The organism is Maribacter cobaltidurans (assembly GCF_002269385.1).
GTDB classification, from domain to species: domain Bacteria; phylum Bacteroidota; class Bacteroidia; order Flavobacteriales; family Flavobacteriaceae; genus Maribacter; species Maribacter cobaltidurans.
The window spans coordinates 3,767,075-3,793,955 of sequence record NZ_CP022957.1; the positions used below are offsets into that span (position 1 = coordinate 3,767,075).

The window sequence follows — 26,881 nt, forward strand, 5'->3', positions numbered from 1 at the left end:
AATGAAATTTTTTATAGATACAGCGAATTTAGATGAAATAAAAGAAGCTCAGGACATGGGGGTTTTGGATGGTGTAACCACCAATCCGTCCCTAATGGCCAAAGAAGGTATTACCGGAACGGAAAATATCATGAATCATTACAAAAAAATATGTAATTTGGTAGATGGTCATGTGAGCGCAGAGGTTATTTCCACGGATTTTGATGGAATGGTAGAGGAAGGTGAAAAATTGGCAGCGCTAAACCCTCAGATTGTAGTGAAACTTCCTATGATTGCTGAAGGAGTAAAAGCGTGTAAATATTTTTCGGATAAGGGAATCAAGACCAATGTAACCCTAGTTTTCTCGGCCGGTCAAGCCTTATTGGCGGCAAAAGCGGGGGCAACGTATGTTTCCCCTTTTATCGGACGATTGGATGATATCTCTACGGATGGTTTGGGGTTGATAGCTGATATTCGTCTTATTTATGACAATTACGGTTTTGAAACCGAAATTTTGGCTGCATCCGTAAGACACATTATGCACGTATTGGATTGTGCCAAAATAGGTGCAGATGTAATGACAGGTCCTTTATCCGCTATTAAGGGGCTTCTAAAACATCCATTGACCGATAGTGGTCTTGCTAAATTCCTTGAAGATTACAAGAAAGGAAACTAAAATATGGATTATATATAATCTAAAAAACACCCAGCTTGTTGGGTGTTTTTTTTGGCTTTGGGTTAAAAAAGGATGTTATTGGCTTCCCCGAGTATAATAAGTAAATTTACAGGTAGCCTAAGAGATATTAAAATGCACAAATTATTCAGGATCTTTTTGTCAATTGTCGCAGGTGTGGGTTTGGTGGCGTGTAAGCAGGAGGTAAAGAAGGAAACGGAAAGTTCAAAATCCGGAAGGGAGATTTCAAACGTCATTAATAACGATTCAGTCCTATTGGTAGAAAAACCCAATGATGTTGACACCCCAGAGGGTATGGTTTGGATTCCGGGCGGAGAGTTGAAACAAGGGGCCGTTCCCCAGGACAAAATGGCCATGCAACACGAAAAGCCGGCCATAAATGTTTTGGTCGATGGTTTCTTTATGGATATCACCGAAGTGACGAATGCACAATTCGAGAAATTTGTAAACGAGACGGGTTATGTGACCACGGCAGAAAGAGCAATCGATTGGGAGGAATTAAAGAAGCAGGTTCCCGAAGGAACGGAGAAGCCCCATGATTCGGTCTTGCAGCCCGGTGCGTTGACCTTTAAAAAAACAAAAACCTCAGTACCCAATCTTTACGATTTTTCACAATGGTGGAATTGGACCATAGGTGCGGATTGGAAACATCCAAACGGACCTGAAAGTAATATTATAGGTAAGGAAAACTACCCGGTTGTACAAATATCCTATGAGGATGCTTTGGCCTACTGCCAATGGGCCGGAAGACGATTACCAACGGAGGCTGAGTGGGAGCTAGCCGCTAGGGCAGGGAAGAAGGGTACAACATTCTTTTGGGGAGACGATATTTCGGTTCTTCAACAAAGGGCGAATACTTGGGAAGGGGAGTTCCCGGTAACAAACACCAAAGCAGATGGGTTCGAATTTAGGGCACCGGTCAAATCGTATCCCCCAAACGACTATGGGCTTTATGATATGGCGGGCAATGTTTGGGAGTGGACAAGTGATTGGTACAATACCAATTACTATAAGGAGGTTAAAGCTATGGGTGAGGTTCAAAAGAATCCGCAGGGTGCCACAAAGCCATTTACCCCTAATAATCCCTATGCCAAGGAGAAGGTCATTAAAGGCGGATCCTTTTTGTGCAGTGCTTCTTATTGTGCTAGTTATAGGGTTTCGGCCAAGATGGGGTCCAGTATGGATTCTTCCCTAGAGCATACCGGTTTTAGAACGGTTGCCACTGTAGATATGTTGACCGATTAGCGCCTATACCTCGTTATGTTTATACTTTTTAGGATAAGCCTATTTCGGTGAAAACTTTTAATAACTTCAATGTAAGGTTTTTATCCAATACCCTACTTTTGTAAAACAAATTCAAAGAATTTTTAATATTATGTCGGAAGCAATAGAGCGAGTTAAAACATTGATAATAGGGTCTGGACCGGCAGGGTACACTGCGGCCATTTATGCTTCAAGAGCAGATTTGAAACCGGTTTTATATACAGGTATGGAGCCTGGAGGCCAATTGACAACGACCACTGAGGTGGACAACTTTCCAGGATATCCAGAAGGAATAGACGGACCTTCCATGATGGTTCAGCTACAACAACAAGCCGAACGTTTTGGTACGGATGTTCGGATAGGTATGGCAACCGCAGTTGAGTTTAGCCAAAAAGTAGGGGGAATCCATAAGATTACCGTGGATAATGATAAACAGATAGAAGCAGAAACAGTTATTATTTCTACTGGGGCTTCAGCAAAATACCTAAATATCCCTAGTGAACAAAGGCTAAGAGGTGGTGGAGTTTCAGCCTGTGCCGTTTGTGACGGTTTTTTCTATAAGGGTCAGGATGTAGCCATTGTAGGTGCCGGGGATACAGCGGCCGAGGAGGCATCCTATTTGGCGAATATCTGTAATAAGGTTACTATGTTGGTCCGTAAGGATTATATGAGAGCCTCTAAGGCCATGCAACACAGGGTTCAAAGCCTTAAGAATATCGAGATAAAGTATAACACGGAAGTAGATGAAGTTTTGGGGGACCAAGTTGTTGAAGGACTTAGAATGGTGAACAACCAAACAGGGGAGAAGGAGGAAATTGCTATTACCGGACTTTTTATTGCCATCGGGCACAAACCCAATACGGATATATTTAAAGGACAACTGGATATGGATGAAACGGGTTATATTATTACCAAGGGTAAATCCACCAAAACGAATATACCAGGTGTTTTTGCTTCCGGTGACGCACAGGACAAAGAATATCGTCAAGCGGTTACCGCAGCAGGGACTGGATGTATGGCGGCCTTGGATGCCGAGCGTTACCTGGCCACTATAGGTTCGGTAGAAGAGACTATAGCGGATAATTACAACATTTAAAGGTTTCAAGTTCTTTGAAATTAAAAAGCGCCTTTTTGGGCGCTTTTTTTGTTCTACCTATGTGCAGAATTTTTAATCGATTCGCATATAATTTTCTGAATATACCCTATTTCCATTGTCATCCAAGGTAATTTGGCTAAAGTTATCGTCGTCTAGGATAAGTTCAAACTTGAATACCTGAACGGTATCCTGTATTTTCATCATTTCGGCAGAACCATATTCTAGGCGTTCTTCCAGTTCATTTTGTGTATTCGTATAGGAACCGTATCCAAACCATTCCACTGGATCATCAGGTGAATAACGTGTCCACATGACCTTACCCTTACTATAAATCTTAACCTGGCGATAACCATTTACGTTCTGTAATGTATCCGACACACCTTGTTCATCATAATTATATCGGTTGATCAGTTCCCAGGTTCCTTCTAAGGAATTCGGGCTTTGTAGTTTTAAAGTGGTAATACTGGTAAGGGACACCAATAAGAACATCAATAAAACAGACCCAATTAATTTTTTCATGGCCCTATTATTTAATGGTTGATAATACCATAAAAGATACAAATAATAATGATAATTTAACAAAATTTATATTAAATTATTATGAAATTATCAATACACAATATTGTTTGGCTTACCCATTATATTGGTTTAGGGCATTTGTCAAGGAATCTATATCGGCTTTTCGATGTGAGGCCGATAAGACAATACGACTCATAGTTTCTGAACTTTCCTTGGGGTAGTTAAAATTGGTGACAATGATTTGTTTCTTTTCTAGAAACTGTACCAGCTCCTTATTTAAGAATGTAAATGTGGGATGGCCTCTCATATATCTAAAGTGCCCAAGTGATACCATATTTGCTAAAAAATAGTCTAAATTGGTCTTGAGGATATTTCTTCTTTCGGAATATATGGGTGCCGCCTCCAAAAAAGTAGCCATGGCCGCTGGACTTGCAGGACTGGAACCACCATAAAATGAAGTACTTTCCATTTGTGACAGGTCTTCCTTGTCTCCAAAAATAGCCCCCGCTTGAACACCAAATCCTTTTCCCAGAGAACAGCAAACGAATAATTTTTTTGGGTTCAATGCCTGTAAGGATTGAAACGCACCACTTCCGTTGTTTCCAATAATTCCAATGCCATGGGAATCGTCCGCCACCAATATAATCTCATTAAGGGGAAGAATTTTCAAACTTTCAAAATCCGAGTAACCGCCTCCTGAAAAATCAATGGTATCCATGAACAATACAGGAGTTTTTGCGTTGGGTTCGTTCAAATAATTTCGCAAGGCAATATTTAAGCTAGCAAAGGTCACATAGTTCTTTACCTGGTTTCGAAATAAGGCCGAGTGTGTGTTGGGTGCATAAAAGGGTTTACAGGATTTTTTGTGAATGAAATCAGATAAGAACTGTCCGGCTAAATAACCTGAGGATTGGGTGATGCAAGCTTCGCTTCCTACCAAATCCGAAAGATGGTCTTCGGCCAAATCGAAGATGGAGAACTGAACATTGGATTTTCTTGATGCACTATAGTTGGTGCCGTATTTTCTTATATTTTTTATAAAGAGCTCCTGAAACTCCGGATGGTCCTGAAGCCCCAAATACGAAGTTCCTCCAAAATAAAGATGTTTTTTACCCGCTACTAAAATTTCCCTTCCTGGAAATGAATCGATTAAAAATGCCATATAGTTTACATCATCGTTACGCCACTACCGGCTAATCCTGGAAATATTACTTGGCCACCTTCCCTAATTTCTACGCCTTTTGCAATGTCCGACTTCAAAAGTAGGGCTCCATCCATATCCACATAATCCAGTTGTGGCAATAATTGGGCTATAGCCGAAATCCCTACGGTAGACTCCGTCATACAGCCAACCATAACTTTTAGGCCTAGGTCTTTACCCTTCTGTATCATACGAAGGGCAGGAGTGAGGCCACCGCACTTGGTAAGCTTAATGTTGATTCCATTAAAATGTAAGGCACATTTTTCCACATCGGCTTCAACAATACAACTTTCGTCAGCAATAATAGGTAGTACGCTTTGATGCACTACCTTTTCCATACCTTCCCAATCATCTGCCTTTAAGGGTTGCTCCAAGAACTCTACGCCCAATTCTTTTAATAGCGGGACATTCTGTATTGTTTCTTCAGCGGTCCAGGCGCAATTGGCATCGATTCTAAAAATGGCGTTGGTATGTTTTCTAAGTTCCCTTACTATGGCTACATCGTCTTCGGTACCTAATTTAATCTTGTAAATAGGCCAGGGCATGTCCATCATTTTCGATACCATTTCCTCAATAGGTGCTATACCTATAGTATAGTTTGTAATGGGATAATGATCTTTTTGGGTGCCCCAAAGTTCGTATAATGGTTTTCCTTTCAATTTTCCGTAAAGATCGTTTGCTGCTAAATCCAAGGCACAAAGTGCAAAATTGGACAGGTTCTTAGTTTTAAGGAATTCATGAAACGTCTCCGGATTTTGAAAGTCATAGGATTCTATGTCTTCTTGTATCCCTTCAATTTCCTCCATCATGCTTTCTACGGAAATTCGGTAATAGGGATTACTGGTTGCCTCACCAAATCCCGAATGTCCGTTAAGGCTTAGTGTTACGATAAGCGTATTTTGAAAATCATGCGATTCCCTAGAAATACTGAAGGTGTGCTTTAACACCAAAGTATGTTTTTGTAGCTGTATTTGCATGTTACTAAGATAGGGATATGCCCTATAATCCAAAATCAAAACCCACTGAAATTTCAGTGGGTTTGTTGGTTGAATGATTCAATTTTCCAATTAGTATTTATGGACGCTTCCAGAAACCGATTTGTTCTTTTTTACGGTTGGGTCTCCTTTGTAGGATATGTTTCCCCCGCTACTGGCATCCGCGGTAAGAAGATCGGATACATTTACGCTAATATTAGATCCGCTACTGGCCTCGGCGCGACATTCTTCCGAAATTAAGTCTTTTGCCCTTATATTGGCGCCACTACTTCCATCCACATATACTTCTTTAGCATTTCCTGAAATTTCGATATTGGCGCCACTGCTTGCATCTATTTCCAAATGATTGGCTTTAACCTCAATGTTTAGGATGGAACCACTGCTGGAATCTATATTGATGTCATCTCCGGTAATACCATTCTGTGAGGTTAGTTGTGCGCCACTGGAGCTTTCCAAGGAAGTGATTTCCGGTAAGGAAACAAAAACCTTTTTAGTGGCTCTGCCAATGTTTTCGATGGCATGTATTTTCAGTTTACCATTTCGGATGTCTGTACCGATCAAATCTATGATGTTTTCATCTCCTTCCACTGAAATGCTGAAATCCGATGCCTGGGTCACATAGACCTGTATTCCTTCCGAAGCATGTACTACATTAAAATCTTCGGTTACTTCCCTAGTCTCCTCCACAACGATACCGTTGCCGGCCTTTCCTGAACCAAAATCCCCGAAATTAATATCGAATCCACAGGAGGTAAGGAATATGGCAAGTACAAATGCGATGGTTACTCTAACTATTGTTGTCATGATGTTCGTTTTTTGATTGTTGTTTATTGAATGATGTAAAATTGATAAAATTGCTTCTCTCGTTTAAAATTATACTACCGAATTGTAATATTTCCTATCTGAATTGTAATAGGCCGATCAGTTTTGGGATATGGTCTTTCGCATAGTGGTATCGCCGTCCTGGGCTTTGATTTCTATGGTGCTGTCATTTGCATCGATATTGATATCCACCTTTTCCTCGTCGTTGTCCTTTGCATTGATGCGCACCCCGTTTTCATCGATCTGCATTTTAAAGGATTCGCCGTCCGTATCGTTGATATTGATGTCAATACCATTTTCATTGATCTTGACCCGATTATTGGAATCCTCATCAAATTCCATATCAGCAGGGCAATCCAAGCACTTTAGTTCATTGTCACTTTCCATTTCCCAAGTATATCCATCCAAATTATCGATGTCCCTATCCGTATCGGCTCTCATAACCCAACTACGCCCATCGCCATGATCATAGGTGAGTACGGTACCCACTGGAACAAAAAGATTCACCCGAACTTCTTGATTGTTGAACTTACTGTTTCCTGGAATTTGTAAATAATTGTTCAGCATAATATTATTGCCATTAATGGTATAGTCATATTCAATGGCCTCGGCAGTTTCCTTGGCCCTGGCAAAGGAAGGTCCATTCGCTTCCCTACGGACTTCAATTCTAAAAATGGTATCTGTCGATTTTCTGATTCTGAACCTAACATTTTCGGATACCAAAATCTTTTCGCCCTCATTGTCATGGGTAATAATCATATTGCCCATATGCATTTTACGATCCCGGTTATAGTCGAAGGTGGCCAGGCTTATGTTCAAAGTGTCCATGGGGTTTTCAAAATATATTTCCCTTTCTGATGTTGAACTGCCAGAGTATGCATGTGCGGCAGCCTCCCTAATTCCAAATACGACCAATAATATGATGGATAATAACCAAAGTCCCAAAAGACTGAATTTGGCAATGTTTCCTATTGATTTAAGGTTCCTTACCAAAATCTTCAAACCTAAATAGAGAAGGAAAAAGAAAGGAATTCCTATAGCGAAAAAGGCCAATAGGGAAACCAACCAGATGGGCATATTGCTGGAGTTGACCACATTGTAGAAATCTATTCCCGGTACGTTGACCATATCCAGGATACCTACGGAGATCAACCCTACGAATAAACCAATTAGGGTAGAGGCACCTATGATGACCAATAATATCCCAATGAATTTGCCAAAGATTTTGAAAAGGAACATGATAATATCCCCAAGCGTATCAAAAAATGTTTTTCCTCCTTTTTTGACGGTATTGCCTACCTTTTCGTAGTCAACACTTTTTACACGATCCGCAACGTCCTCAAAACCCTCTTTGACTTTACGCTCAATATTACTAATGTTTACCGCTTCCCCACGCATGTCCAGTTTTTGGGCCGTAGTAGTAGCCTCGGGGATTAATATCCAAAGCAGACCATATAATAGAATAAATCCACCACCTGAACCTATGGTCAAAAAGACCCATAGGATACGGATCCAAAGAGGATCTATTCCAAGATAGTGTGCCAGACCGGATGAAACACCGGCAACATATTTTTGTTCCGTATCACGGTATAATTTTTTCACTCTTTGCGTAGGCTCCTTGGTTTTGGCCTTTGGCTCATCTTCGAAAATATCCTCATCTACCATATAATCTTCGGGCTGACCCATGATGGCGATTACCTCGTCTACCTGCTTTTGGGTTATGACTTGTCTCTCGTTCTCTAATTTCTCATAGAAGAGTTCGGCAATCCTAGCTTCTATATCGGCCAAAATTTCGTCGCTCCCTGGCGTATTGGCAAAGGAACGTTTTACACTTTCCAAATACCTTCGCATTTTGTTGTACGCATCTTCATCGATATGGAAGAGCGTATTCGCTAAATTTATATTTACTGTCTTGTTCATTGTTAGCTGTTTTTTGTGTTGGTTACCAGATTGGTGGCTTTTCTCAATTCATCCCAGGTGGTATCCAATTCCTTTAGGAAAAGTTTACCGGTCTCTGTTAGGGTATAGTATTTTCTTGGTGGTCCGGAAGTGGATTCTTCCCAACGATAGTTAAGCAACCCTGCGTTCTTCAAACGGGTAAGTAAGGGGTAAATGGTTCCCTCTACCACCAGCATTTTGGCATCTTTTAGCGTATCCAGGATTTCAGAGGCATACTTGTCCTCTCCGTTTAAGATGGACAGGATGCAGTACTCCAAAACTCCTTTACGCATCTGCGCTTTTGTATTTTCTACATTCATAATGTCTTTTTTCTTTTATGCGACCACCTTTCTTGTGGGGATTGCTCCTTCTGCTTCCTTGTGGACTGCATGGTTAACGGTTCGTTTTTTGATTGATGAATAAACATAGTTTTTGATTGATTGTAAACTCCGAAGGGTGTGATGAATACCCCAATTATTTTAATGTAAACTTATAACTCTATGCATGAGCCAACGGTCGTCTGTCTTTTTCCAAATGGCAATAAATTTTGATGGTATGGATTCTGCATTGGGTTCCTCCTTATTAAAAAAGCTATGCAGGCCTATCTGTACCGCCCCAAAACCGGTTATGGCGTGAACTTCTACACTATCTTCCACCAAGCTCCTGGTAACTTTACCACAAATATTGGCTTTAATACTTTCCAAAATGGCCGCTTTATCCGTTGCCAAGCCGCCCTTGTCATGATAAAACTCCAAGTCCTCATCATAGAATGCTTCTTGGGTATCCATATCACATTCGTTATAAGCGGTGAAATAGGTTTTGTCCAGGTCTAAAATGGTCTTATACAATTCAGAATCCTTTGAAACTTGTCCACATGCCAAGCTCGTAAAGAAGGCAACTACTACATATATGATAACTTTTAATAGTGTCATTACTTGATGAATTTAATAGTTATGGGATACTGAAAAGTTTGTCCCTCATTGGTTCTGATGGTCGCCAATATGGTATAGACAATGTTCACTACAAATAATGCGCCTTGCAATAGACCGGTAATTCCAACAGGTACCAACCAAGTGCCAAACCTAAAATCGTCACTGTCTATATGAAAATTAATATTGTTCCAGTGGTTCCAACGTCCAAAATCAAAAAGATCGAAATCGAAAATATTAGGAAAAAAACCTATGAAAAATGGAATACTGATAATACCTAGGACAATGGAGTAGAGGAGTAGGCTAATTTGAAAATTAAGCGCCTGTTTCCCATTATGATCTACAAATTCATACTCTTTCTTATTGGCAGTCCATAGAATCAATGGCACAATAAAATTGCCGAAGGGAATAAAGAATTTGGAAAAGGTACTCGCATGAATCAATGCGGATAAATTTCTTTCGTGTTTGGATAGTGACTCTGTCATGGTTTGTTCTTTGATTGATGAAATATCAGCTACTGTGTTTAAACGATATACGTTGATAGCATAATAACTTACAATGCAAATATATATCTAAAAGAAGGTACTATGCAACACATAGTACTATAATTTAACTTTTTATTAACATTTTAGCAATCTGATTTTTATCAATACATTTAGTGTTTAAAGAAAAAAAAATGGCTGTAAGTATTAGTAAATTCAATACGTTTACATTCTTTAAGTTACCCTCTGCATGGTGGTGTGGCGTACGTTTGCGGTATTTGGACAAAGAGAAGGCAATTGTAACCGTAAAACATAAATGGTTTAACCAAAATCCGTTTAATTCCATGTTTTGGGCCGTTCAGGGTATGGCGGCAGAACTATCTACTGGGGCCATGATGATCGATCAAATTAATGCTACGGGAAAAAAAATATCCATGCTCGTGGCCAATAACAAAGCCAACTTTACAAAAAAGGCGACTGGTAGAATCACTTTTACCTGTGAAGACGGACATTTAATAAAGGAGGCATTGGAGAAAACCATTTCCACGGGTGAAGGGCAAACCGTTTGGATGAAATCCATAGGTGTCAATACTGATGGGGTAGTGGTAAGTACTTTTGAGTTTGAGTGGACGGTTAAACTGAAGAGTTAAGTCAATTTTATTGTAAATTGTCACCCTGAGATTACAAAAAAAAATGAATGGATGAGGAAATTAAAGTAGCAGTGGGCCTAAATTAAATCTGAATCATTCCCAAATCTGATATTCCTTAATATAATTTTTTACTTCTTCAATATGAGGTTCTGTTGGAATCAAAAAATTTAGTTCACCATTATTTATGTATTTAGCATCAAAATAAAAAGTATCTAAATGTTGCTCTTTTGTTGATAAATCTTCGTATTTGACAAAACTCGCTGATGTAAAGTTTGAAAAATTCTCAACTAAATACTTTTTGGATAAATTAATTTTAAATAAATAATTCATACTTCCCTGAGGCTCTATTTCAAAGTTATAACCTCTTCCATCGGAATGAATATTTTTAAAATGTATTAATTGATTTGTAAATTTTTTCAGTCCAATTGCTACATTACTAATTTGTCTGATTTTAGCTATACGTCCTCCTACATTTTCAATTTTAAATTGAATGTTTAACAAAGATGTATCTTCTTCAATTGCTCTAAAAAAAATATCAGTTATCATTAATTTGGGTCTGTTTGAAGCGAAAACTGATGCTTGAATTTGATAAAGTTTACTTGTCTTCCCGATTGTAGAGTCTAAAATATTCAGTTGATTATTTAAATTATACTGAACATTTATTAATTCACTATCAATAACTATTAAACGACTTTTTGTTTCGGAAATCACATCAAAATTTTGATTTAATCCTTCATTTAAATTTGATGTCTTAGTCAAAATTGTTCTGGCTGTATTTATTAGTTCTTCATTTTCTTTATTACTGTCATAAAGATTTATAACTGAGAGGATGAAAAAAAAACCTGCTATAGAACCATAGAGCAACCTTTTTATTTTCGGATTAAATTCGTCAGTTTTCGGAAAAAGCTCTCTCCAAATAAAAAACAGGGAAATGAAAAGTAATAGATAGTCTACAAACATTTTATTTTAATAGAAATTCAATTTAATTAATTTTCCTTAATCGTAATTCAAAGAGTTTGTAACAAAATCCTTAAACTAACAACTAATAACTGTCAACAAAAAACAAAACATAAAAATGAACGCACACGAAATAGACTACGAGATTTTTGGAGAAGAAATGCAATATGTAGAGATAGAGTTAGATCCCCAAGAGGCCGTTGTGGCCGAGGCCGGAAGCTTTATGATGATGGATACCGATATTAAAATGAATACCATTTTTGGTGATGGTAGCAATCAGGACAATAGCGTATTGGGCAAAATATTTTCAGCGGGTAAGCGAATGCTAACCGGGGAAAGCCTTTTTATGACTGCCTTTTTAAACATTGGTCAAGGAAAGAAGAAAGTAAGTTTTGCGTCTCCGTATCCCGGTAAAATTGTCCCTATTGATTTGTCCGAATTGGGTGGAAGGTTTATCTGTCAAAAAGATGCTTTTCTATGCGCAGCACAAGGGGTTTCAGTGGGCATCGAATTTTCAAAACGGTTGGGTCGTGGATTTTTCGGTGGTGAAGGCTTTATTATGCAGAAATTGGAAGGTGACGGAATGACCTTTGTCCATGCCGGAGGTACCCTTGCAAAAAAGACATTGGGACCCGGTGAAGTTCTAAAAGTGGATACCGGGTGTATCGTTGGGTTTACCAAGGATGTGGATTATGATATTGAGTTTATCGGGGGAATACGAAATACGGTTTTCGGTGGTGAGGGACTTTTCTTTGCGAAGTTAAGAGGCCCTGGGACCGTATATATTCAATCTTTACCATTTAGTCGCTTGGCAGGTCGTGTTTGGGCAGCCGCACCTAAGGGAGGCGGAAAGGATAAGGGAGAGGGAAGTATTCTAGGTGGCCTAGGCGATTTGCTGGACGGTGACAATCGATTTTAAAATCAAATACAAGTTCAGACACAGGCTCAAGAGTCAATTTCAACTATTAAGGTTAAGCGTTTGGAATGCTTAGGTCTGAGGTGTTAATTTAAGTCAAAGCCAAAAGGCAAAAGCGCAAAGCCATAAACCAACAACCTTAAACCATCAACGAAACAAGTGGATTTCAAAAACTTAATTACTTTTCTCCAAGAACTCAACAAAAACAACAATAAGGAATGGATGGATTCCAATAGAAAGTGGTATCACCAAGTTCGGAATGAATTCGTTGGATGGCTTGATGAACTGAACGATAATCTTCTACGGCAGTATGATGATTATTATGATACGCCAGGTAAAAAGGGAATCAACCGTATCAATAATAATTTACTATATCATCCAAACCGACCTATTTATAAGGACCATTTTGGCGCCGGTTTGGATAAAAGGCCCAATACGGGCGATTTTTATATCGAAATTGGGATGGAAGAATCCATGTTCGCCGGCGGTCTCTGGCGACCAGATCCCAAAAGATTGGCCAGCATTAGGGATGCCGTCGACTATAATGGAGAAGAATTGGTCGACATTTTGGAAAAGCCTTCTTTTAAAAAAGCCTTTGGAGGTTTGGTAGAAGACGTAAAACTCACCAGGCCTCCTAAGGGTTTTTCTGAGGACCATCCCCATATCGATTTACTCAAACACAAAACCTTTGCCGTGATGGCAAAATTTGATAATACCTTGCTATTTCAAGATAATTTTAACGAAAAGGTTTTCGGTGTCTATAAGGAAATGCTTCCCTTTCGAACCTATCTCAACAAGGCCATTACCGTTTAAATGCTATTCGTTGGAGGCCGGAATTAATCTTGCATTTAAATCCGGCGTTTCCATATCCGCATCCAAGGGATACATGGGACGCTTGATATTTTTATAACCCAAACGCTCCAAATCCTGATCCACACCTCCGGGTGTCAAGGCCATAATCCAATCACCCCGCATATCATATAGTTCAGGAACCAGATAACCTATTTTTACTACGATAATGTCCGTTTTCATGGGGTTTAGGCCCAAATTTGTGAAATCACTTTTATGGTGATAGGGTTTTCTTTTTTTAGTAACAATTACATGTACGCTTCCTACCTTAACGACAACCTCCACTTCCGCATCTCGGTCTCCCTCTTTTATTGCTTCGATTGTTCCGGTGATTTCCAGAGGTGGGGCAAATCGGTCATCCACGTCCGCTCCGGCGGTTGCACTTATTTTTCCGCCAACGCCTACTTCCAGAGCTTTTTCCACCAATTCTGGCCCAGGAATAGAGGCATAGATAAGGGAAGGACCATTTTCGGATTTAAACTCGGGCCGATTTAAAATCTGTTGCAAGGTCCATGTTACGTCGCCTGCGCCACCGGCCGTGGGATTATCTCCCATGTCACTGATCATGAAAGGTTTTTTATCACTCTTAAGCGCCAACGCCAAACTTTCTTCCAGCGTACCGACAGGGGCTACAAATTCAAAATCATTACGTACCTCCCAAAAGGCATTTGCCAATTTTTCGGCTCCTTGGGTCACCTTTTCCTTATCATCTCCCGTTACCATCACTACGGCATGATTCCTAGGTTCATCTGCCCAAGCATATCCTATCCAAATAGCGGCGTCTATGACACCGTCCTGATCAGCTACTTCAGGAACTTTGGCATATAGACTTTTACCGGGTTCGATGCGGGTGCTTGTTTTTTCCCCTGGCAGCAAAATTGGAACGGGTACCCATGCTTTATAGGCTGGTTTTCCTTTACCATTTTCCAAGCGTTCCAAAAGGAGACGTATGGAACGCTCTTTAGATTCCAAAGCATCTTCATGCGGGGCCATACGGTAACAGGTAATTAGGTCACTCTGTTTGGCCAAGGTTTCCGAAACGTTGCCATGAAGATCCATAGAGGTTGAAATTAAAACGTCAGGGCCAACCACCTCTCGGATACGTGTAATTAAATCACCCTCAGCATCCTCCAGACCGACAACGCTCATGGCCCCATGGATATCGAACCAAATACCGTCGTAAGGTCCATTTTCTTTTAACATGGTCAAGGTTTTGTTTACCATGGACTCATAAGCTTCCCTAGTAACAATACCCCCTGGAATAGATTTGCCAAGAAGCGTTGGTACCCAATCGGCCTGTTGGCGAATATCGCTATCTGCATCAAAAAAAGAATAACGCCCGAAAATGGAATCTCCGATTCTAGCATGAAAAGCGGCTTCCTCGGTTTGTGCCGGGGAAAATGTACTGGATTCAATACCGATACCTGCAATGGCGATTTTTGGCAGCTCTTGTTGTTCTGTTATCTTTTCGGATTGGTTTTTGCACCCTAGAAAGCTAAAAAGGGAAAGGACAAATAAGAGGACAATTTTTTTCATAAGGGTATCTTAAGTTTCGTTAAAAATACTACTAATTTTTGTTTGATGGATGGGCATTCTCTTGTCATATCCTCGAATAACCCTATCTTTATTGAGTTAATTTTATAATTTTTTATGGCCAATTTTAATATAGATGCAAAAAAGGACCTGACCTATGACGCCATTGTCGTCGGGTCTGGAATCAGTGGTGGATGGGCAGCAAAGGAACTTTGTGAAAAAGGGCTTAAAACCCTGGTTCTTGAACGAGGCCCCATAGTGGAGCATGTAGTGGATTACCCTACTATGAATTGGGATCCTTGGGACATGGAATACCGCGGAGGTCTCACTCCCGAAGAAAAAAAGAAGCATTACAAGAACATCCGCTCAGGATGGGTGGGCAAGGATACCGAACATTTTTGGGCGGATGATGAAGCCAATCCGTACACGGAAGAGAAGCCGTTTTTATGGTTGAGGGGTCACCAAATGGGAGGTAAATCCCTTCTTTGGGGTAAACAGACCTATCGTTGGAGCGATTTGGACTTTGAGGCTAATGCAAAAGATGGTCATGGTGTAGACTGGCCTATACGATACAAGGATATTGAACCTTGGTACACTTACGTGGAGAAATTTGCAGGAATTAGTGGGGAAGCCTTAGGATTACCACAATTGCCCGATAGTCACTTCCTTCCTCCCATGGAACTGAACTGTGTGGAAAAACATGTTAAGGAACGAATCGAGAAGAATTTTGAAGGTAGAAACATGATTATTGGTAGGGTTGCCCATTTGACCCAACCTCATAATGGAAGGGGACAGTGCCAAAACCGTAATCGATGTAGTAGGGGGTGTCCTTACGGAGCCTACTTTAGTAGTAATGCGGTAACCTTGCCAGCGGCGAATGCCACGGGAAATTTGACCATTAGGCCATATTCCATTGTGCAAGAGGTTATTTATGATGACGCCAAAGGGAAGGCCACGGGAGTTCGTATTATTGACGCGGAAACGAATGAGGTTATCGACTATTCTTCCAAGATTATTTTCGTGAATGCCTCGGCACTAAGTACGGCACATATACTTATGAAATCTACCTCAAAACGTTTTGAGAACGGTTTGGGTAATGATAGCGGAGAATTGGGCCATAACTTAATGGATCATACCTATCGAGTAGGTGCTATAGGTAAGGTTGATGGTTTTGAGGATAAATACTACAAGGGAAGAAGGCCGAATGGCATTTATATCCCTAGATATGTAAATATTGATGAAAAATCCAAATCGGATAAGTTTGTACGTGGATTCGGTTTCCAAGGTAGTGGTTACCGTGGAGGTAATCCGGCAAATATAGAATCCTTTGGGGCCGACTTTAAGGACAGTATCTTGAAGCCGGGCGATTGGGAGTTCTTTATCACCGGTTTTGCGGAATGTTTACCTTACCATGACAACAAAATCAGTCTTAATAAAGATGTGTTGGATAAATGGGGACAACCTACCTTGACCATAGATGCGGAGTTTAAGGAAAATGAAAAGGCCTTGAACAAGCAGATTCAAGAGGACGCGGTTGAAATGTTAGAAACAGCCGGACTCAAAGATGTGATGGGCTTTGATAAAGAACACCCACCAGGATATGGAGTACATGAAATGGGAACTGCAAGAATGGGTAGGGACCCAAAAACGTCCGTGCTTAATGGATTTAATCAGGTACATGCGGCCAAAAACGTCTTTGTAACGGATGGCGCGTGTATGACTTCCTCGTCTTGTGTGAATCCATCATTGACCTACATGGCGTTAACTGCCAGAGCGGCGGACCATGCCGTATCCGAATTGAAAAAATTTAATATCTAAAATCATGGATAGAAGAAAAGCACTTAAGAAAGCTGGCCTATTGGCAGGGGCAACGATTGCGATGCCATCCCTTTTTTCCCTTTTACAATCCTGTAAAAATGAAACAAGGCTGGATTGGCAACCTGAGTTCTTTACCGAGGACGAAGCCAAGACCATTTCCGCTTTAATAGATACTATTTTACCAACTACCGATACCCCTGGTGGATTGGATGTAAAGGCCGATATGTTCATAGACAAGGTTGTTGCCCAAACGTATGATGCCGAAGGACAACAAAATATGCGCAATGCGATTGCCGAGTTTAATGCTTCCTGTAAGGAAAAATATGGAGCTGTTTTTCCGGAACTAAGTGATGCCGACAAAACGGCCGTACTGAAAGAGGCAGAAGCGAGCTCTCCAAAATTCAATCCCGGTGTTTGGGGAACTACGGTAGGGGACCAACAACCAGTAGGATTTTACAGATCGATGAAATCCATGGCTATTTGGGCTTATTTTACATCCGAGGAAATGGGAGAAAATGTATTGAGCTATGACCCCATTCCTGGAACTTACGAACCTTGTAAGCCACTTTCCGAAGTAGGTAATCGTTGGAGTCTGTAAAAGGAAACTCGTACCGGTTGTTTAGTAATTTGTAGAAATATAGCCTGTTCAACTACAGGTATCAATACTTGTTTCTTCTAAAAAAATCCATCTCACTTATTAGGGTTATGCCCTTAAAGTGGGGTGTTTTTTTTCGGCCTTAACTAAGAATTTGGAATTTACCAAAAATGAATCTCTTTACAAGCTACCATTTTGGTTTTTGGAACTTGGTGCTTGGGATTTCTGAATATTGAAATCCTGAAATGCTTTTATCTTTTTCCTTAAACTATCGGTTTACATTTTTATTTTTCCCATTTAACAGGGCTAACGTCATCGTGGTTTAGAACCCTCAGGCTATCACGATCTATTCGCATGTTGGTAGCCATTTGACGAAAATATTGCGTTAAAATTAGATGTTCATAAAAAAGAAAAGTTGTAAATTAAAACAACAAAAGTCACTCACTTAAAGAGATTTGAACAGTATGAGTAAACAAGATACAGGAATTGAATGATTACTACAAACGGGAATAATTCCCACCCCAACTTAAAAAGTTGGATAACCATTAAATACAAATAATATGAAAAATGTATTTTTTGCACTAGCCTTCATGCTAGTAGGAACATTTGCTTTTGCTTCAACTGGCGAGGTAACTAAACTAAACGAGAACTCGCCTATTGAGATAGTTGAGTTAAAAACTGCTAAAACATCAGAAAAAGCAGAGGATGACTGGGCGTGTTGTACTGTTACTAGAAATGGTGGTAGTGCAACTGTATGTCGTGCAGACGGTAATGCAGGCAGAGCTTGCAGACAAGCGAGAAGGTTAACAAGAGCACAATAGTAACCTTATTCAAAATATAAACATCATCTTGCTAGAAACAGTAAGGTGATGTTTATCAATTATTTTTTAAGTTTAATTTAATCATTCATGTATTATGAAACAAATAATATTAGTAGCAACGCTTTTATTTTCGTGCATTACATATGCCCAAGATGAAAATTTAGTATTCCATTTTCAAGTTCAAAAAAACTTTTTAACCTCAGATTACGATTTAGTGCTAGGTGAAAATGTTACAATGTGGAAAGAAGTGAGCGACCCAAAACAATCAGAATTTAATCCTACATACATACCCGATGAGGATTATAAAAGGAAAGTCTTATTTAAAAACCTAAAATCGAAAGAAGTATTCAGTGAATATGATGTGTTAGGAGCTCATTTTTTTGTAAACGACTCTTTGCATAAGATGGCGTGGACGTTAATGGATAATGAAACTGAAAAAGTATTAGGCTATGACTGTAAAAAAGCTAAAACAACTTTTCATGGCAGAGAATATGAAGTTTTCTACACCGATGATATAGCCATTAGTAATGGACCATGGAAGTTTGGCGGTTTACCTGGTATGATTCTTAAAGTAGTCGCCAAAAGCGATAAAGAAATTTATAAAATGGAATGTTACAGCATAAAAAAACAAAAAAAAGAAACCGAGGAAGAATTTACTAATTATTTAAAGAAGAACAAAAAAAAGAAGTTTCAAACATGGGATGAATTTGTGAAAGATTTTAATTCGTTTTTGGACAGATATATAAAAGGTTTAAAATCTGAAGTTGAAGCAGACGGTGATAGCGGGTTTACACTACATTTTAGTGTTGATAACCATTTAGAAATTTTTTCAGAAAAGGTGCAAACTGATGGTGTATTGCTTGAATTCTAGTTTGTATGAAATTTATTTGTAGAGTGAGATTAACTTTGTATTTTATAGAATTTTTCTCTTTTTCTTTACTGATTTTTAATCCAAAAGCCGTTTATTCTCAAACATTGGATATCTCAGTTATTGATAGTTATGGAGTGAACATAAGCCCTGTGATAGTTACGGTTAGTGAATTTGACAGTTTAAGAATCAGAGAATTTTTTGAACTAGAAAATGGCAAAGGAAAAATAAAGTTAAATAGCAATTATGAGAATATAGTTGTTAATTTTAAGAGTTATGGATATTTTAATAATTCAAAAATTATTAAAAAAAATGACCCTGATAGTATATATTCCTTACGCGTGGTATTGAAAGAGAAACCACCTATAAAACTAGATGATATAATCGTAATAGCTAAAAAAAAACCTTTTAGAATTGCTAAAGATACTATCTCTTACAATGTTTCTGCATATTCAGACGGTAGTGAAAGAAAAATTCAAGAAGTCATAAAAAAATTACCTGGAGTAGAAGTCAATGAGCAATCGGGTGAGATAAAATACAAAGGTAAATCTATTGAAACCGTTACATTAGATGGGGATAATTTATTTGGGTTCAACTATACTTTGGGTACAAAGAATATCAATGCAGATATGGTAGAGCAAGTAGAAGCCATAGATAACTATGCCGAAAATCCGTTTTTAAAAGGCATAGAACAAGGAGGTAAAGTTTCCTTAAATTTAAAACTAAAAAAAGGGAAACTAGATATTTCGGGTAATTTAGATTTTGGAAGTGGTTGGTTTGATGATGGAGACCAAGCTTTAAATGTTTCTTCAAATATTTTAGGCATAACTAAAACCTATAAATCCTTTGCAACCTTATCTTATAATAATGTTGGTGTAAATCAAACGCCATTTGATTATTTTGGCTTTAATTATAGCTTAGAACAAGAAAAGGAAAAAAATTTTTTTGCAGAAAAAATAATACCTGAAACACGTTTTTCAAATTTATTAGAAGATAGAAGAGCAAACATCAACACTCAGTTCTTTGGAAACTACAATGCTATTTTTAAACTTAATCCAAAGTTGAGTATCAAAACCAATTTGTATTATTTGCAAGATAGAATAACCACAAATCAACTGTTTCAAAATGATTTCCAAATAAATAACGATATTTTTACAACAACCGACAAGACTTTCATTACCAAAAAACCCCAACAATATCGTGGTGATTTGGAAATCAAATACAATACCTCTAAAACCTCTTTACTGGAATATAATTTAAGATTAAGACAAGAAAATATAGAAACACCATCAACGGTAATTCAAAACCAAACTGATGAGTTTTCTACCTTTTTAAACACAGAGGATTTTTACTTCAAACAAGATATACTTTGGACAAAAAAGCTATCAGATAAAAAGGCATTACAACTTTCACTTTTTCATTCGTTTAATGATTTACCACAAACTTTTAGCATAACACCATCGCTTTTTGATGAAAATGCTTTGATAGACACCCAAGAAAGTGAATTTAAACGAACATTTTTAGAGGGAAAAGCAACTTATCTCGGTTCAGGGAAAAGAGATAAATACACTTTTGTTTTAGGAGCTAATTTTAATGAGTCGCCATTTTTATCAAGGTTGTTTAATTCAGAAGAAAACATTTCAGAAAATAATTTTGATTATACTCAAAATAACATTTTCAATACAGGCGTATACAATTTCAATCGAGGTAAGTGGCAAATTTCGCCGTCTTATTCCGTTAGAATTCTAAATCAAAATTTAGAACAAAACATAGTAAATAATGAACAAACTCAAAATGATTTTGTCTTTGAACCTGCTTTAAATTTAAAATACAAATTAAATTCAGTTTCCTTTCTGTCTGGTAATTTAGGCTATAAACAAAATACGAATGCAGAACAGTTTTTTTTCTTAAATCAAGTATTGATTAATAACCGAACTACCATTAGTAATTTGCCAACTTTAGAATTACAAAACAGTCAAAGATATAGTTTGTTGTATTTTAATAATGATTTGTATAATCAATTTCAACTTAACGCTAATGTTAGTTATCAAAAGTCAACAGGCAACTTTTTTACCAATCAAAACATCACAGAAAACACAACTCAAATAGAATATTTCTTTTTGCCACAAGACAACAGTAATTGGAATATGAATATGCAAATTTCAAAATATATTCCATTTATAGAATCCACGCTTAAATTAACGAGTAATTACACGCTGTCAAACTTTAGAAATATTGTAAATAACTCAGATTTAAGACAAAATCAAAACCAATTTTTTAGCAATTCATTCTTTTGGAAAACCGCTTTTGAAATACCCGTGAATTTTGAAAATACATTTACCTATCAATATTCCAATTCTAAAAGCGAAAATCAATCAGCTTTTATTAATAAATCTTGGCAGAACACTTTTAAAGTGATTATTAAACCTACTAAAAAATGGTTTTTTATAGTTTCATCAGATTATTACTTACCAAATACAGAACAATCAGATGAACAATTTTTCTTTCTGGATGCAACATTAAGACATAGACCGAAAAGTAAAAAATGGGGAGCGAGTTTCACAATGAGAAACATTACAAATGAAAATAATTTTGAACAAGTTCAAACGTCTGACATTTCTACAACAATATTTAGAAGTAATTTACTACCAAGATATTTTTTATTGAATTTGACGTGGAATTTTTAACGGATAATAAAGTGTGGGCGAATGAAAACGGCTACCAACATGGTGTATAAGCAATAGCGGTTTAAGTGCTAAATCCAAAGTTAAGTGCACAAAATTTAATACATTTACAATTCGAATAGTAGTACATAAAATCCGCTACTGCTCATACACTAGACCGATAAGTTTGCATTCAGGATCTGGGCAGACGACACGTGCATCGGTTTCCATCCAGTCTGCCGGATGGTTTTTTCGCTGTTTTGTGGGTAAGAGAGGTATGGTGGATTGTAGGGCATACAAACAAAAATCGGCCTTATCCGGCATGGACAGTTTTCCACCTTTTAGGTGAAATTTATCGCCAACTTTCATATTACAGGTGCAGTTACCGCCAATGTTCTCAACGACCACAGTTAAATCGTAGAGTTCAAATTGATCATCTCTCAATTCACTTTCTGTTTTCATTTTTAATCTTTTCTTTCATTAAATTTTCCCCAGCCAAAAATTAGGGTTATAACTGCCATGAGCAATAAGCCCCAAGACATAAAATTGAACAAACCTACTTCTAGCGGACTCACTTGCGGGATATCATATTCTTGGCCGGTTTTGGTCATATTGGCCATTAATATTACCGGAATAAAATAGGGTATCAAAAATGGGAATATACAGGCGATCAAGCTTAAGAGATTGGCGCGTCTAATTTTAGGTACCCCTAATCGTTCGCCTGTTTTTTTTGTAAAGTCGGCGACTATTATAATAGCGACAATACTATGGGTAGTCAATAACACGGCCATACTCATGACCGTAACGATCCAACCTTCGGCATGCTTTTCGGTTTTTGCTTTGGCAGCGGCAAAATCCACCAAACGGTTCATAAGTCCACTGGCCTTTAACGTTGCTACCAGGGCCATTAAGAGTATGGTAAAAAAACTGAGTCCAACGGCCCTGTTGATACCATCGATAATAAAACTTTTGGTGGTGAAATTTTCGATATCCAAGACAATGACCTTATCGAATGGTAAAAGTCCAAATACTAGACTCAAAACTGTTCCGAAAAGTAATCCAAATAAGAGTCCGTGCAAAAGATGTTTTCCTTTCAGGAAAAGATAGATTATGAATGCGGGCACCAATAACATAGGGAGTCCTTTCGGATTGCCCAACCCACCTATATCAGCAATGCTTGAACCTACATTGTTGTAGGCCATCACGCCATAGGAGACCAAAGCAAACAATGCTGCCGGAAAAACATATTTCAATCGGCTTTTTATGGTAGTACCGATTTTGGCATCTTGACTTAGGGCGCTGGCAATGGTCGTGTCTGAAATAGGAGCGATAAAATCCCCAAAGGTGGCTCCGCCTATAATGGCCCCTGCCAAGGAAGGTAGATGTGCCCCTAAAACACCGCCAGTAGGGTAGAGTAGTGGACTACAAATCAATATGGTAGCGAAACTTGAACCCGTGGACAAAGAAACGATACAACAAATGATGAACGTAGCGATGACAAAACCTGAGCCCGAAAGTTTTACTTGATCGGTAAGCCAAATCAATGCTTCCACAAAACCCGTAAGTGTCATAAGGACTCCTATGATAGATGCCAAAATCCAAGCGGTGATCATGATCATCACTATTTTTTGGGACATTCCAGAAATGACTACTTCGGAAAATGCGGTTCGGTCCTTACAAAGCAAAAGACCTAAACCCAAGGCCAATATTAAAATGGGCCAGAATCCACGCTCGTCCGGAGCACCGGAGAGGGCAATGCCAATAACTCCGGAAACGAAAACAAAAAAGGGCAACAAGGTCCCTAAGGTGCCACCATAGAATTCAATTTTTGGAAGGGCTTCCTGTGTTTCGTCAAGTTTCAAACTTAGTCTTCGTTAAGGTTATATTTCATGATGGAGCCATGTTTTCCGGTCTTATCGCGTTCCAATTCATAAAAGGGGCCCTTGGGGCCTTTGCTTCGGGAAACAATTGATTCTATTTTGACAAGGTCATTCTGGTTTAAGGTAGAACTGTCCAGTTTCTGTAGACTCTCTAGATGATTACGGTTTCTTGCACCAACGATGATACCACCTACCATTTGTTTTTGTAAAATATAGTTACAAGCAACTTCGGTGATTCCTACCTGATATTGGTCGGCAATCGTTCTAAGCACCTGAAGTGCCTCTTGAAAAAGTTCATAACCTCCAAATTCATCAATGATCAATCTGTATTTGGTCAGGGAACGGTTTTCATAAGGGGGTACAGGGTCGGGTGCGTTCAGATAACGGTCACTCAGGAACCCACCTGCCACAGTGCCGTAGCAGAGATAGGGAATGTTGTGTTCTTTGGCCAGGGCGGTCATATTCTTTTCAACACGCTGATCCAATACGGAATATTGCACTTGATTGGATGATATGGTTACACCGGCATCCAGCATTTCCTGAATGTGCTTCGTATCAAAATTAGTAACCCCTAGAAATCGTATTTTTCCGCTTTTTTGCAATTCCGAAAGGTGGACAGCAGTTTCCAAATATTTCGGGAATTGATAATCCCACCAAGCGAATTGTACCAAATCCAATTGTTCTACACCAAGGCGTTTGAGCGAACGATCAATTATCCGGATCGTATCCTCTTTCTTGAGCGTTGCCAGGGCATTGTAGTCGGGAACATATTTGGTGTGTACTTGAATCGGGGACAATTCTCCCGAACGGAATTCATCTTCATATTTTTTTCTGAACTTGCCGATGAGTTCTTCTACCCCTGTATAAATATCGGCACAATCGAACGTGGTTATACCCGCTTTTACGAAATGACGCATATCGACCAAGGCTTGTTCTTCAGAAATATTCCCATGACCTCCCGCCAAGTGCCATCCCCCTTTGATCACTCTTGAAATGGTATATCCGGGTTGTAATTCTATTCGTTTCATGGATTAATTGGGGCTTGTATTTTTAAAAATGTCATAAAATTCTTCAATAGGTATTGGTCCGGCCTTCATAATGGTATCCATAAAATATTTCAAATCGAACTTGTCGCCTAAGCGTTCCTTTTCGGTTTTTAATAATTGCGTGAATTGGGCACCTCCCAAATAGTAGGAGGTAAGCTGCAAGGGGCTGTTTATGATACGTCCCCAAAGACTTTTGGCGAATTGTGGTGCCAATAAGGAAGTTTCGGTCGAGAATTCTAAAACTTGATCCTGGTTCCAGTCGTTACAATGTACTTGTACGGACGTGTAAGCCCGATTTGCATTTTCCAAGCGTTTGCGCAAGTGTGCTAAAAGGGTCAGTTTATTTTCAGCTTCCCACCCGGCATCCAACAGCACTTTTTCAGTAAACGTGGCCCAACCCTCAATGAAAATGCCATATGGGAAAAGCAACCTTAGTCTATGCGGTGTTTCCCGACTGATTTTCAATTGCATGTAATGCCCTGGGAAAAGTTCATGGATAACGATCATGCGGTTAAAGGGCTTGTTGAAAGAAGCCCAAAAATCAACTTGTTCCTGTTTTGGAAGCGTATCCGGAATTGAAGGTAAGTTGAGCGTAGTCATGGGATTGGGGTCGAATGGCGGCGCACTCGCCACCCAGCCGATACGTGCTGCGGGACCAGCACTCTCAGGGGCCGTTTGAATGCGTAAGGTCTGATTTTTGGGTAAGGTGGCGATATTGTTTTTTTGAATGAAAGCGACGGCACTATCGGCTAGTTGTTGCCAAAATTGAAGGTAGTCGGCACTGTTCAAGGGGGCGTCCTTTTCCATATCGGCCAAGGCCAAATCAATTATTTCCCGGTCATTTTTTGGAAGGTTTTTAGTTGGATACTTTTCTAGAAGGTATTGTTTTGATACTTGAGCCATTAAATCACGAACCGTCCCAATTTCGTTCAAGGCCATTTCTGCCAACTCGGTTGAAGTTAGATTGCTGTCCGTATACAATTTTAACCTTCGGTCATATTCTTGTTTTCCTAGAATGGATGTCTCAGGTAACGTGTTGTCCTCAAATTTTTCCAGCGCAAATGCCTTTAAGGATTCCATACTTTGTATAGCGGAATCCATCGCTGGGCATTCCCTTGAAATTAAATTCGGACCTCTATTTTTGAAGTCATGCTGAGTCAGATAGGTAAGGGATTTTGATAAATTCTCAAGGCCTTGTTCCAAATCGTCTTTTGAAACGTTTTTTAGATTTTTTTGAGCAGCCGATGCCAATTTTTCCATGGATACAAACCGATTGCAAATTAGGTCATCTTTCTCATGGTCCAGAAGATAATCGGCTTTTATAACCGTAGGGATTGCATCCGAAATAAGTTCTGCGTACAGATCGAGAGAATTGGTATGCTTGCTTAGGTTCTTCCACGTATCAACTTCAGACTGGGCCTGAACCCTTAGTAATCTTCCGTCAACAGGGTCAATTGGGGCATTGGGTTGGGTAAGTGAAGTCAGGATTTGTTCGTTGAATTCCAGCCATTGGGCAATCGTATTTTCTGATAGGTCTTCATAATGAAATACAGAAGGCAGCATACCCGCTTCCAATGCTTCGGAAGGGTAAAATGCCTTCCAAGCTGAAATATATTGTTCGCCCAAGTCTTGGGCCGAGGAGGAGAAGGTTAACAAGAAAAAAAGCAGCCAATGGCCAAAATGGGTCTTCATAGCCTAAAAAACAGGTTTGGTCTAGTTGAGAAAGATAGCAATTTATGCGGATTATGTTCGTTAAATTTAGCACATGGAAAACAGCAGAATAAAAAATATAAAACACGAAATTCTTTCCGATAATTGGTATACCCTGAACAAATACACTTTTGAATATCAAAAGTTTGATGGTAGCTGGGAGGTCCAAAAACGGGAATCCTATGATTGTGGCGATGGGGCGGCCGTACTTTTGTACAATACCCAGAAAGGAACCGTGGTGCTTACCCGTCAATTTAGGATGCCCACGTATGTAAATGACAATACGGATGGAATGATGGTGGAGGTCTGTGCGGGTGTATTGGACGGACTCACGCCCAAGGAATGTATTTTAAAGGAAATATTGGAAGAAACTGGGTATCAACTTACCGAAGTAGAACAGGTATTGGTCACCTATATGTGTCCGGGGTCCGTAACCCAGAAGCTCTATTTGTTCATTGGGGAGTATCAAGACGCCATGAAGGTTGATGCAGGAGGGGGTGCGGACGATGAAACCGAAAATATCGAAGTTTTGGAAATGCGCTTTGAAAAGGCGTTACAAATGATGGCTACAGGTGAAATCCGTGATGCCAAGACCGTCATGCTGCTGCAATATGCGCAAATTAATAAGTTGATAGGATTTAATAGTTAATTTTATTA

Annotated in this window: 26 protein-coding genes; 12 read left to right on the top strand and 14 right to left on the bottom strand. The window is 39.1% G+C overall.

Annotation, left to right across the window (positions count from 1 at the left end; all coding sequences use genetic code 11):
• Position 1: 1 nt before the first annotated feature.
• The 3 genes from fsa to trxB all read left to right on the top strand — a co-directional run bounded on the left by fsa (position 2) and on the right by trxB (position 3,032).
• Positions 2-655: a fructose-6-phosphate aldolase gene (gene fsa / locus CJ263_RS16820; RefSeq protein ID WP_094998331.1), complete on the top strand. Its 654-nt coding sequence runs from the start codon at positions 2-4 to the stop codon at positions 653-655.
• A gap of 132 nt (positions 656-787) precedes the next feature.
• Positions 788-1,918 (top strand): formylglycine-generating enzyme family protein, encoded by a 1,131-nt coding sequence (locus tag CJ263_RS16825; RefSeq protein WP_094999284.1) that lies wholly within the window; start codon positions 788-790, stop codon positions 1,916-1,918.
• Positions 1,919-2,048: 130 nt separating this feature from the next.
• Positions 2,049-3,032 (top strand): thioredoxin-disulfide reductase, encoded by a 984-nt coding sequence (gene trxB / locus CJ263_RS16830; RefSeq protein WP_094998332.1) that lies wholly within the window; start codon positions 2,049-2,051, stop codon positions 3,030-3,032.
• A 72-nt stretch (positions 3,033-3,104) separates the two neighbouring features.
• Here trxB and CJ263_RS16835 read toward each other — a convergent pair whose 3' ends face one another.
• The 8 genes from CJ263_RS16835 to CJ263_RS16870 all read right to left on the bottom strand — a co-directional run bounded on the left by CJ263_RS16835 (position 3,105) and on the right by CJ263_RS16870 (position 9,921).
• Positions 3,105-3,551 carry a hypothetical protein gene (locus CJ263_RS16835; protein ID WP_094998333.1) on the bottom strand — a complete coding sequence of 149 codons (447 nt, stop codon included), beginning with the start codon at positions 3,549-3,551 and terminating at the stop codon, positions 3,105-3,107.
• Positions 3,552-3,663: 112 nt separating this feature from the next.
• Positions 3,664-4,713, bottom strand: a complete 1,050-nt coding sequence (locus CJ263_RS16840; RefSeq protein WP_094998334.1) for an aminotransferase class I/II-fold pyridoxal phosphate-dependent enzyme — start codon at positions 4,711-4,713, stop codon at positions 3,664-3,666.
• Positions 4,714-4,718: 5 nt separating this feature from the next.
• The gene (locus CJ263_RS16845) at positions 4,719-5,729 is read right to left on the bottom strand and encodes a dipeptide epimerase (RefSeq protein WP_094998335.1); all 1,011 of its coding nucleotides are present in this window, start codon (positions 5,727-5,729) and stop codon (positions 4,719-4,721) included.
• Between the two features lie 90 nt (positions 5,730-5,819).
• Positions 5,820-6,551 carry a head GIN domain-containing protein gene (locus tag CJ263_RS16850; RefSeq protein ID WP_094998336.1) on the bottom strand — a complete coding sequence of 244 codons (732 nt, stop codon included), beginning with the start codon at positions 6,549-6,551 and terminating at the stop codon, positions 5,820-5,822.
• Between the two features lie 117 nt (positions 6,552-6,668).
• Positions 6,669-8,489: a PspC domain-containing protein gene (locus tag CJ263_RS16855; RefSeq protein WP_094998337.1), complete on the bottom strand. Its 1,821-nt coding sequence runs from the start codon at positions 8,487-8,489 to the stop codon at positions 6,669-6,671.
• 2 nt (positions 8,490-8,491) lie between these two features.
• Entirely contained in the window at positions 8,492-8,827 is a 336-nt protein-coding gene (locus CJ263_RS16860) for a PadR family transcriptional regulator (RefSeq protein ID WP_094998338.1), read from the bottom strand.
• Positions 8,828-8,986: 159 nt separating this feature from the next.
• On the bottom strand, positions 8,987-9,439 hold the full coding sequence (locus CJ263_RS16865; RefSeq protein ID WP_094998339.1) for a nuclear transport factor 2 family protein: 453 nt from the start codon (positions 9,437-9,439) through the stop codon (positions 8,987-8,989).
• The gene (locus CJ263_RS16870; RefSeq protein ID WP_094998340.1) at positions 9,439-9,921 is read right to left on the bottom strand and encodes a DUF4870 domain-containing protein; all 483 of its coding nucleotides are present in this window, start codon (positions 9,919-9,921) and stop codon (positions 9,439-9,441) included. Before CJ263_RS16870 ends, CJ263_RS16865 begins: the two co-directional genes overlap by 1 nt.
• Positions 9,922-10,112: 191 nt before the next feature.
• On the opposite strand from CJ263_RS16870, the gene CJ263_RS16875 reads away from it, so the two are divergent.
• Complete coding sequence (locus CJ263_RS16875; RefSeq protein ID WP_094999285.1) at positions 10,113-10,568, top strand: DUF4442 domain-containing protein; 456 nt, start codon at positions 10,113-10,115, stop codon at positions 10,566-10,568.
• A gap of 93 nt (positions 10,569-10,661) precedes the next feature.
• Here the strand turns inward: CJ263_RS16875 and CJ263_RS16880 are convergent, their stop codons facing one another.
• The gene (locus CJ263_RS16880) at positions 10,662-11,528 is read right to left on the bottom strand and encodes a hypothetical protein (RefSeq protein WP_094998341.1); all 867 of its coding nucleotides are present in this window, start codon (positions 11,526-11,528) and stop codon (positions 10,662-10,664) included.
• 115 nt (positions 11,529-11,643) lie between these two features.
• Between CJ263_RS16880 and CJ263_RS16885 the strand changes: the two genes are divergently transcribed.
• Together CJ263_RS16885 and CJ263_RS16890 are read left to right on the top strand one after the other, a co-directional pair.
• Entirely contained in the window at positions 11,644-12,444 is an 801-nt protein-coding gene (locus tag CJ263_RS16885; RefSeq protein ID WP_094998342.1) for a TIGR00266 family protein, read from the top strand.
• A gap of 156 nt (positions 12,445-12,600) precedes the next feature.
• On the top strand, positions 12,601-13,254 hold the full coding sequence (locus CJ263_RS16890; protein WP_094998343.1) for a DUF2461 domain-containing protein: 654 nt from the start codon (positions 12,601-12,603) through the stop codon (positions 13,252-13,254).
• Positions 13,255-13,257: 3 nt separating this feature from the next.
• Here CJ263_RS16890 and CJ263_RS16895 read toward each other — a convergent pair whose 3' ends face one another.
• Positions 13,258-14,826 (bottom strand): M81 family metallopeptidase, encoded by a 1,569-nt coding sequence (locus CJ263_RS16895; protein WP_094998344.1) that lies wholly within the window; start codon positions 14,824-14,826, stop codon positions 13,258-13,260.
• A gap of 114 nt (positions 14,827-14,940) precedes the next feature.
• Between CJ263_RS16895 and CJ263_RS16900 the strand changes: the two genes are divergently transcribed.
• The 5 genes from CJ263_RS16900 to CJ263_RS16920 all read left to right on the top strand — a co-directional run bounded on the left by CJ263_RS16900 (position 14,941) and on the right by CJ263_RS16920 (position 21,612).
• Positions 14,941-16,641 (top strand): GMC oxidoreductase, encoded by a 1,701-nt coding sequence (locus tag CJ263_RS16900; protein WP_094998345.1) that lies wholly within the window; start codon positions 14,941-14,943, stop codon positions 16,639-16,641.
• A gap of 4 nt (positions 16,642-16,645) precedes the next feature.
• On the top strand, positions 16,646-17,239 hold the full coding sequence (locus CJ263_RS16905; RefSeq protein ID WP_094998346.1) for a gluconate 2-dehydrogenase subunit 3 family protein: 594 nt from the start codon (positions 16,646-16,648) through the stop codon (positions 17,237-17,239).
• 557 nt (positions 17,240-17,796) lie between these two features.
• Positions 17,797-18,057 carry a hypothetical protein gene (locus CJ263_RS16910; RefSeq protein WP_094998347.1) on the top strand — a complete coding sequence of 87 codons (261 nt, stop codon included), beginning with the start codon at positions 17,797-17,799 and terminating at the stop codon, positions 18,055-18,057.
• Positions 18,058-18,151: 94 nt separating this feature from the next.
• Positions 18,152-18,928, top strand: a complete 777-nt coding sequence (locus tag CJ263_RS16915) for a GLPGLI family protein (RefSeq protein WP_094998348.1) — start codon at positions 18,152-18,154, stop codon at positions 18,926-18,928.
• Between the two features lie 5 nt (positions 18,929-18,933).
• The gene (locus CJ263_RS16920; protein ID WP_158657187.1) at positions 18,934-21,612 is read left to right on the top strand and encodes a TonB-dependent receptor; all 2,679 of its coding nucleotides are present in this window, start codon (positions 18,934-18,936) and stop codon (positions 21,610-21,612) included.
• A 135-nt stretch (positions 21,613-21,747) separates the two neighbouring features.
• On the opposite strand, the gene CJ263_RS16925 is transcribed toward CJ263_RS16920, so the two are convergent.
• The 4 genes from CJ263_RS16925 to CJ263_RS16940 are packed head-to-tail and all read right to left on the bottom strand — an operon-like array spanning position 21,748 to position 26,206.
• The gene (locus CJ263_RS16925) at positions 21,748-22,050 is read right to left on the bottom strand and encodes a TIGR04076 family protein (RefSeq protein ID WP_094998350.1); all 303 of its coding nucleotides are present in this window, start codon (positions 22,048-22,050) and stop codon (positions 21,748-21,750) included.
• A 2-nt stretch (positions 22,051-22,052) separates the two neighbouring features.
• Positions 22,053-23,450 carry a Na+/H+ antiporter NhaC family protein gene (locus CJ263_RS16930; RefSeq protein WP_094998351.1) on the bottom strand — a complete coding sequence of 466 codons (1,398 nt, stop codon included), beginning with the start codon at positions 23,448-23,450 and terminating at the stop codon, positions 22,053-22,055.
• A 2-nt stretch (positions 23,451-23,452) separates the two neighbouring features.
• The gene (locus CJ263_RS16935; protein WP_094998352.1) at positions 23,453-24,496 is read right to left on the bottom strand and encodes an aldo/keto reductase; all 1,044 of its coding nucleotides are present in this window, start codon (positions 24,494-24,496) and stop codon (positions 23,453-23,455) included.
• A 3-nt stretch (positions 24,497-24,499) separates the two neighbouring features.
• Positions 24,500-26,206: a DUF885 family protein gene (locus tag CJ263_RS16940; RefSeq protein ID WP_094998353.1), complete on the bottom strand. Its 1,707-nt coding sequence runs from the start codon at positions 26,204-26,206 to the stop codon at positions 24,500-24,502.
• 73 nt (positions 26,207-26,279) lie between these two features.
• Here CJ263_RS16940 and CJ263_RS16945 point away from each other — a divergent pair, with 73 nt between their 5' ends.
• Positions 26,280-26,873, top strand: a complete 594-nt coding sequence (locus CJ263_RS16945; protein ID WP_094998354.1) for an NUDIX domain-containing protein — start codon at positions 26,280-26,282, stop codon at positions 26,871-26,873.
• Positions 26,874-26,881: the final 8 nt, after the last annotated feature.

What these genes read in the sequence shown, in the direction of transcription:
- fsa (WP_094998331.1), top strand. Translation starts at nt 2, where the DNA reads ATGAAATTTTTTATAGATACAGCGAATTTAGATGAAATAAAAGAAGCT.
- CJ263_RS16825 (WP_094999284.1), top strand. Translation starts at nt 788, where the DNA reads ATGCACAAATTATTCAGGATCTTTTTGTCAATTGTCGCAGGTGTGGGT.
- trxB (WP_094998332.1), top strand. Translation starts at nt 2,049, where the DNA reads ATGTCGGAAGCAATAGAGCGAGTTAAAACATTGATAATAGGGTCTGGA.
- CJ263_RS16835 (WP_094998333.1), bottom strand. Translation starts at nt 3,551, where the DNA reads ATGAAAAAATTAATTGGGTCTGTTTTATTGATGTTCTTATTGGTGTCC.
- CJ263_RS16840 (WP_094998334.1), bottom strand. Translation starts at nt 4,713, where the DNA reads ATGGCATTTTTAATCGATTCATTTCCAGGAAGGGAAATTTTAGTAGCG.
- CJ263_RS16845 (WP_094998335.1), bottom strand. Translation starts at nt 5,729, where the DNA reads ATGCAAATACAGCTACAAAAACATACTTTGGTGTTAAAGCACACCTTC.
- CJ263_RS16850 (WP_094998336.1), bottom strand. Translation starts at nt 6,551, where the DNA reads ATGACAACAATAGTTAGAGTAACCATCGCATTTGTACTTGCCATATTC.
- CJ263_RS16855 (WP_094998337.1), bottom strand. Translation starts at nt 8,489, where the DNA reads ATGAACAAGACAGTAAATATAAATTTAGCGAATACGCTCTTCCATATC.
- CJ263_RS16860 (WP_094998338.1), bottom strand. Translation starts at nt 8,827, where the DNA reads ATGAATGTAGAAAATACAAAAGCGCAGATGCGTAAAGGAGTTTTGGAG.
- CJ263_RS16865 (WP_094998339.1), bottom strand. Translation starts at nt 9,439, where the DNA reads ATGACACTATTAAAAGTTATCATATATGTAGTAGTTGCCTTCTTTACG.
- CJ263_RS16870 (WP_094998340.1), bottom strand. Translation starts at nt 9,921, where the DNA reads ATGACAGAGTCACTATCCAAACACGAAAGAAATTTATCCGCATTGATT.
- CJ263_RS16875 (WP_094999285.1), top strand. Translation starts at nt 10,113, where the DNA reads ATGGCTGTAAGTATTAGTAAATTCAATACGTTTACATTCTTTAAGTTA.
- CJ263_RS16880 (WP_094998341.1), bottom strand. Translation starts at nt 11,528, where the DNA reads ATGTTTGTAGACTATCTATTACTTTTCATTTCCCTGTTTTTTATTTGG.
- CJ263_RS16885 (WP_094998342.1), top strand. Translation starts at nt 11,644, where the DNA reads ATGAACGCACACGAAATAGACTACGAGATTTTTGGAGAAGAAATGCAA.
- CJ263_RS16895 (WP_094998344.1), bottom strand. Translation starts at nt 14,826, where the DNA reads ATGAAAAAAATTGTCCTCTTATTTGTCCTTTCCCTTTTTAGCTTTCTA.
- CJ263_RS16900 (WP_094998345.1), top strand. Translation starts at nt 14,941, where the DNA reads ATGGCCAATTTTAATATAGATGCAAAAAAGGACCTGACCTATGACGCC.
- CJ263_RS16905 (WP_094998346.1), top strand. Translation starts at nt 16,646, where the DNA reads ATGGATAGAAGAAAAGCACTTAAGAAAGCTGGCCTATTGGCAGGGGCA.
- CJ263_RS16910 (WP_094998347.1), top strand. Translation starts at nt 17,797, where the DNA reads ATGAAAAATGTATTTTTTGCACTAGCCTTCATGCTAGTAGGAACATTT.
- CJ263_RS16915 (WP_094998348.1), top strand. Translation starts at nt 18,152, where the DNA reads ATGAAACAAATAATATTAGTAGCAACGCTTTTATTTTCGTGCATTACA.
- CJ263_RS16920 (WP_158657187.1), top strand. Translation starts at nt 18,934, where the DNA reads ATGAAATTTATTTGTAGAGTGAGATTAACTTTGTATTTTATAGAATTT.
- CJ263_RS16925 (WP_094998350.1), bottom strand. Translation starts at nt 22,050, where the DNA reads ATGAAAACAGAAAGTGAATTGAGAGATGATCAATTTGAACTCTACGAT.
- CJ263_RS16935 (WP_094998352.1), bottom strand. Translation starts at nt 24,496, where the DNA reads ATGAAACGAATAGAATTACAACCCGGATATACCATTTCAAGAGTGATC.
- CJ263_RS16940 (WP_094998353.1), bottom strand. Translation starts at nt 26,206, where the DNA reads ATGAAGACCCATTTTGGCCATTGGCTGCTTTTTTTCTTGTTAACCTTC.
- CJ263_RS16945 (WP_094998354.1), top strand. Translation starts at nt 26,280, where the DNA reads ATGGAAAACAGCAGAATAAAAAATATAAAACACGAAATTCTTTCCGAT.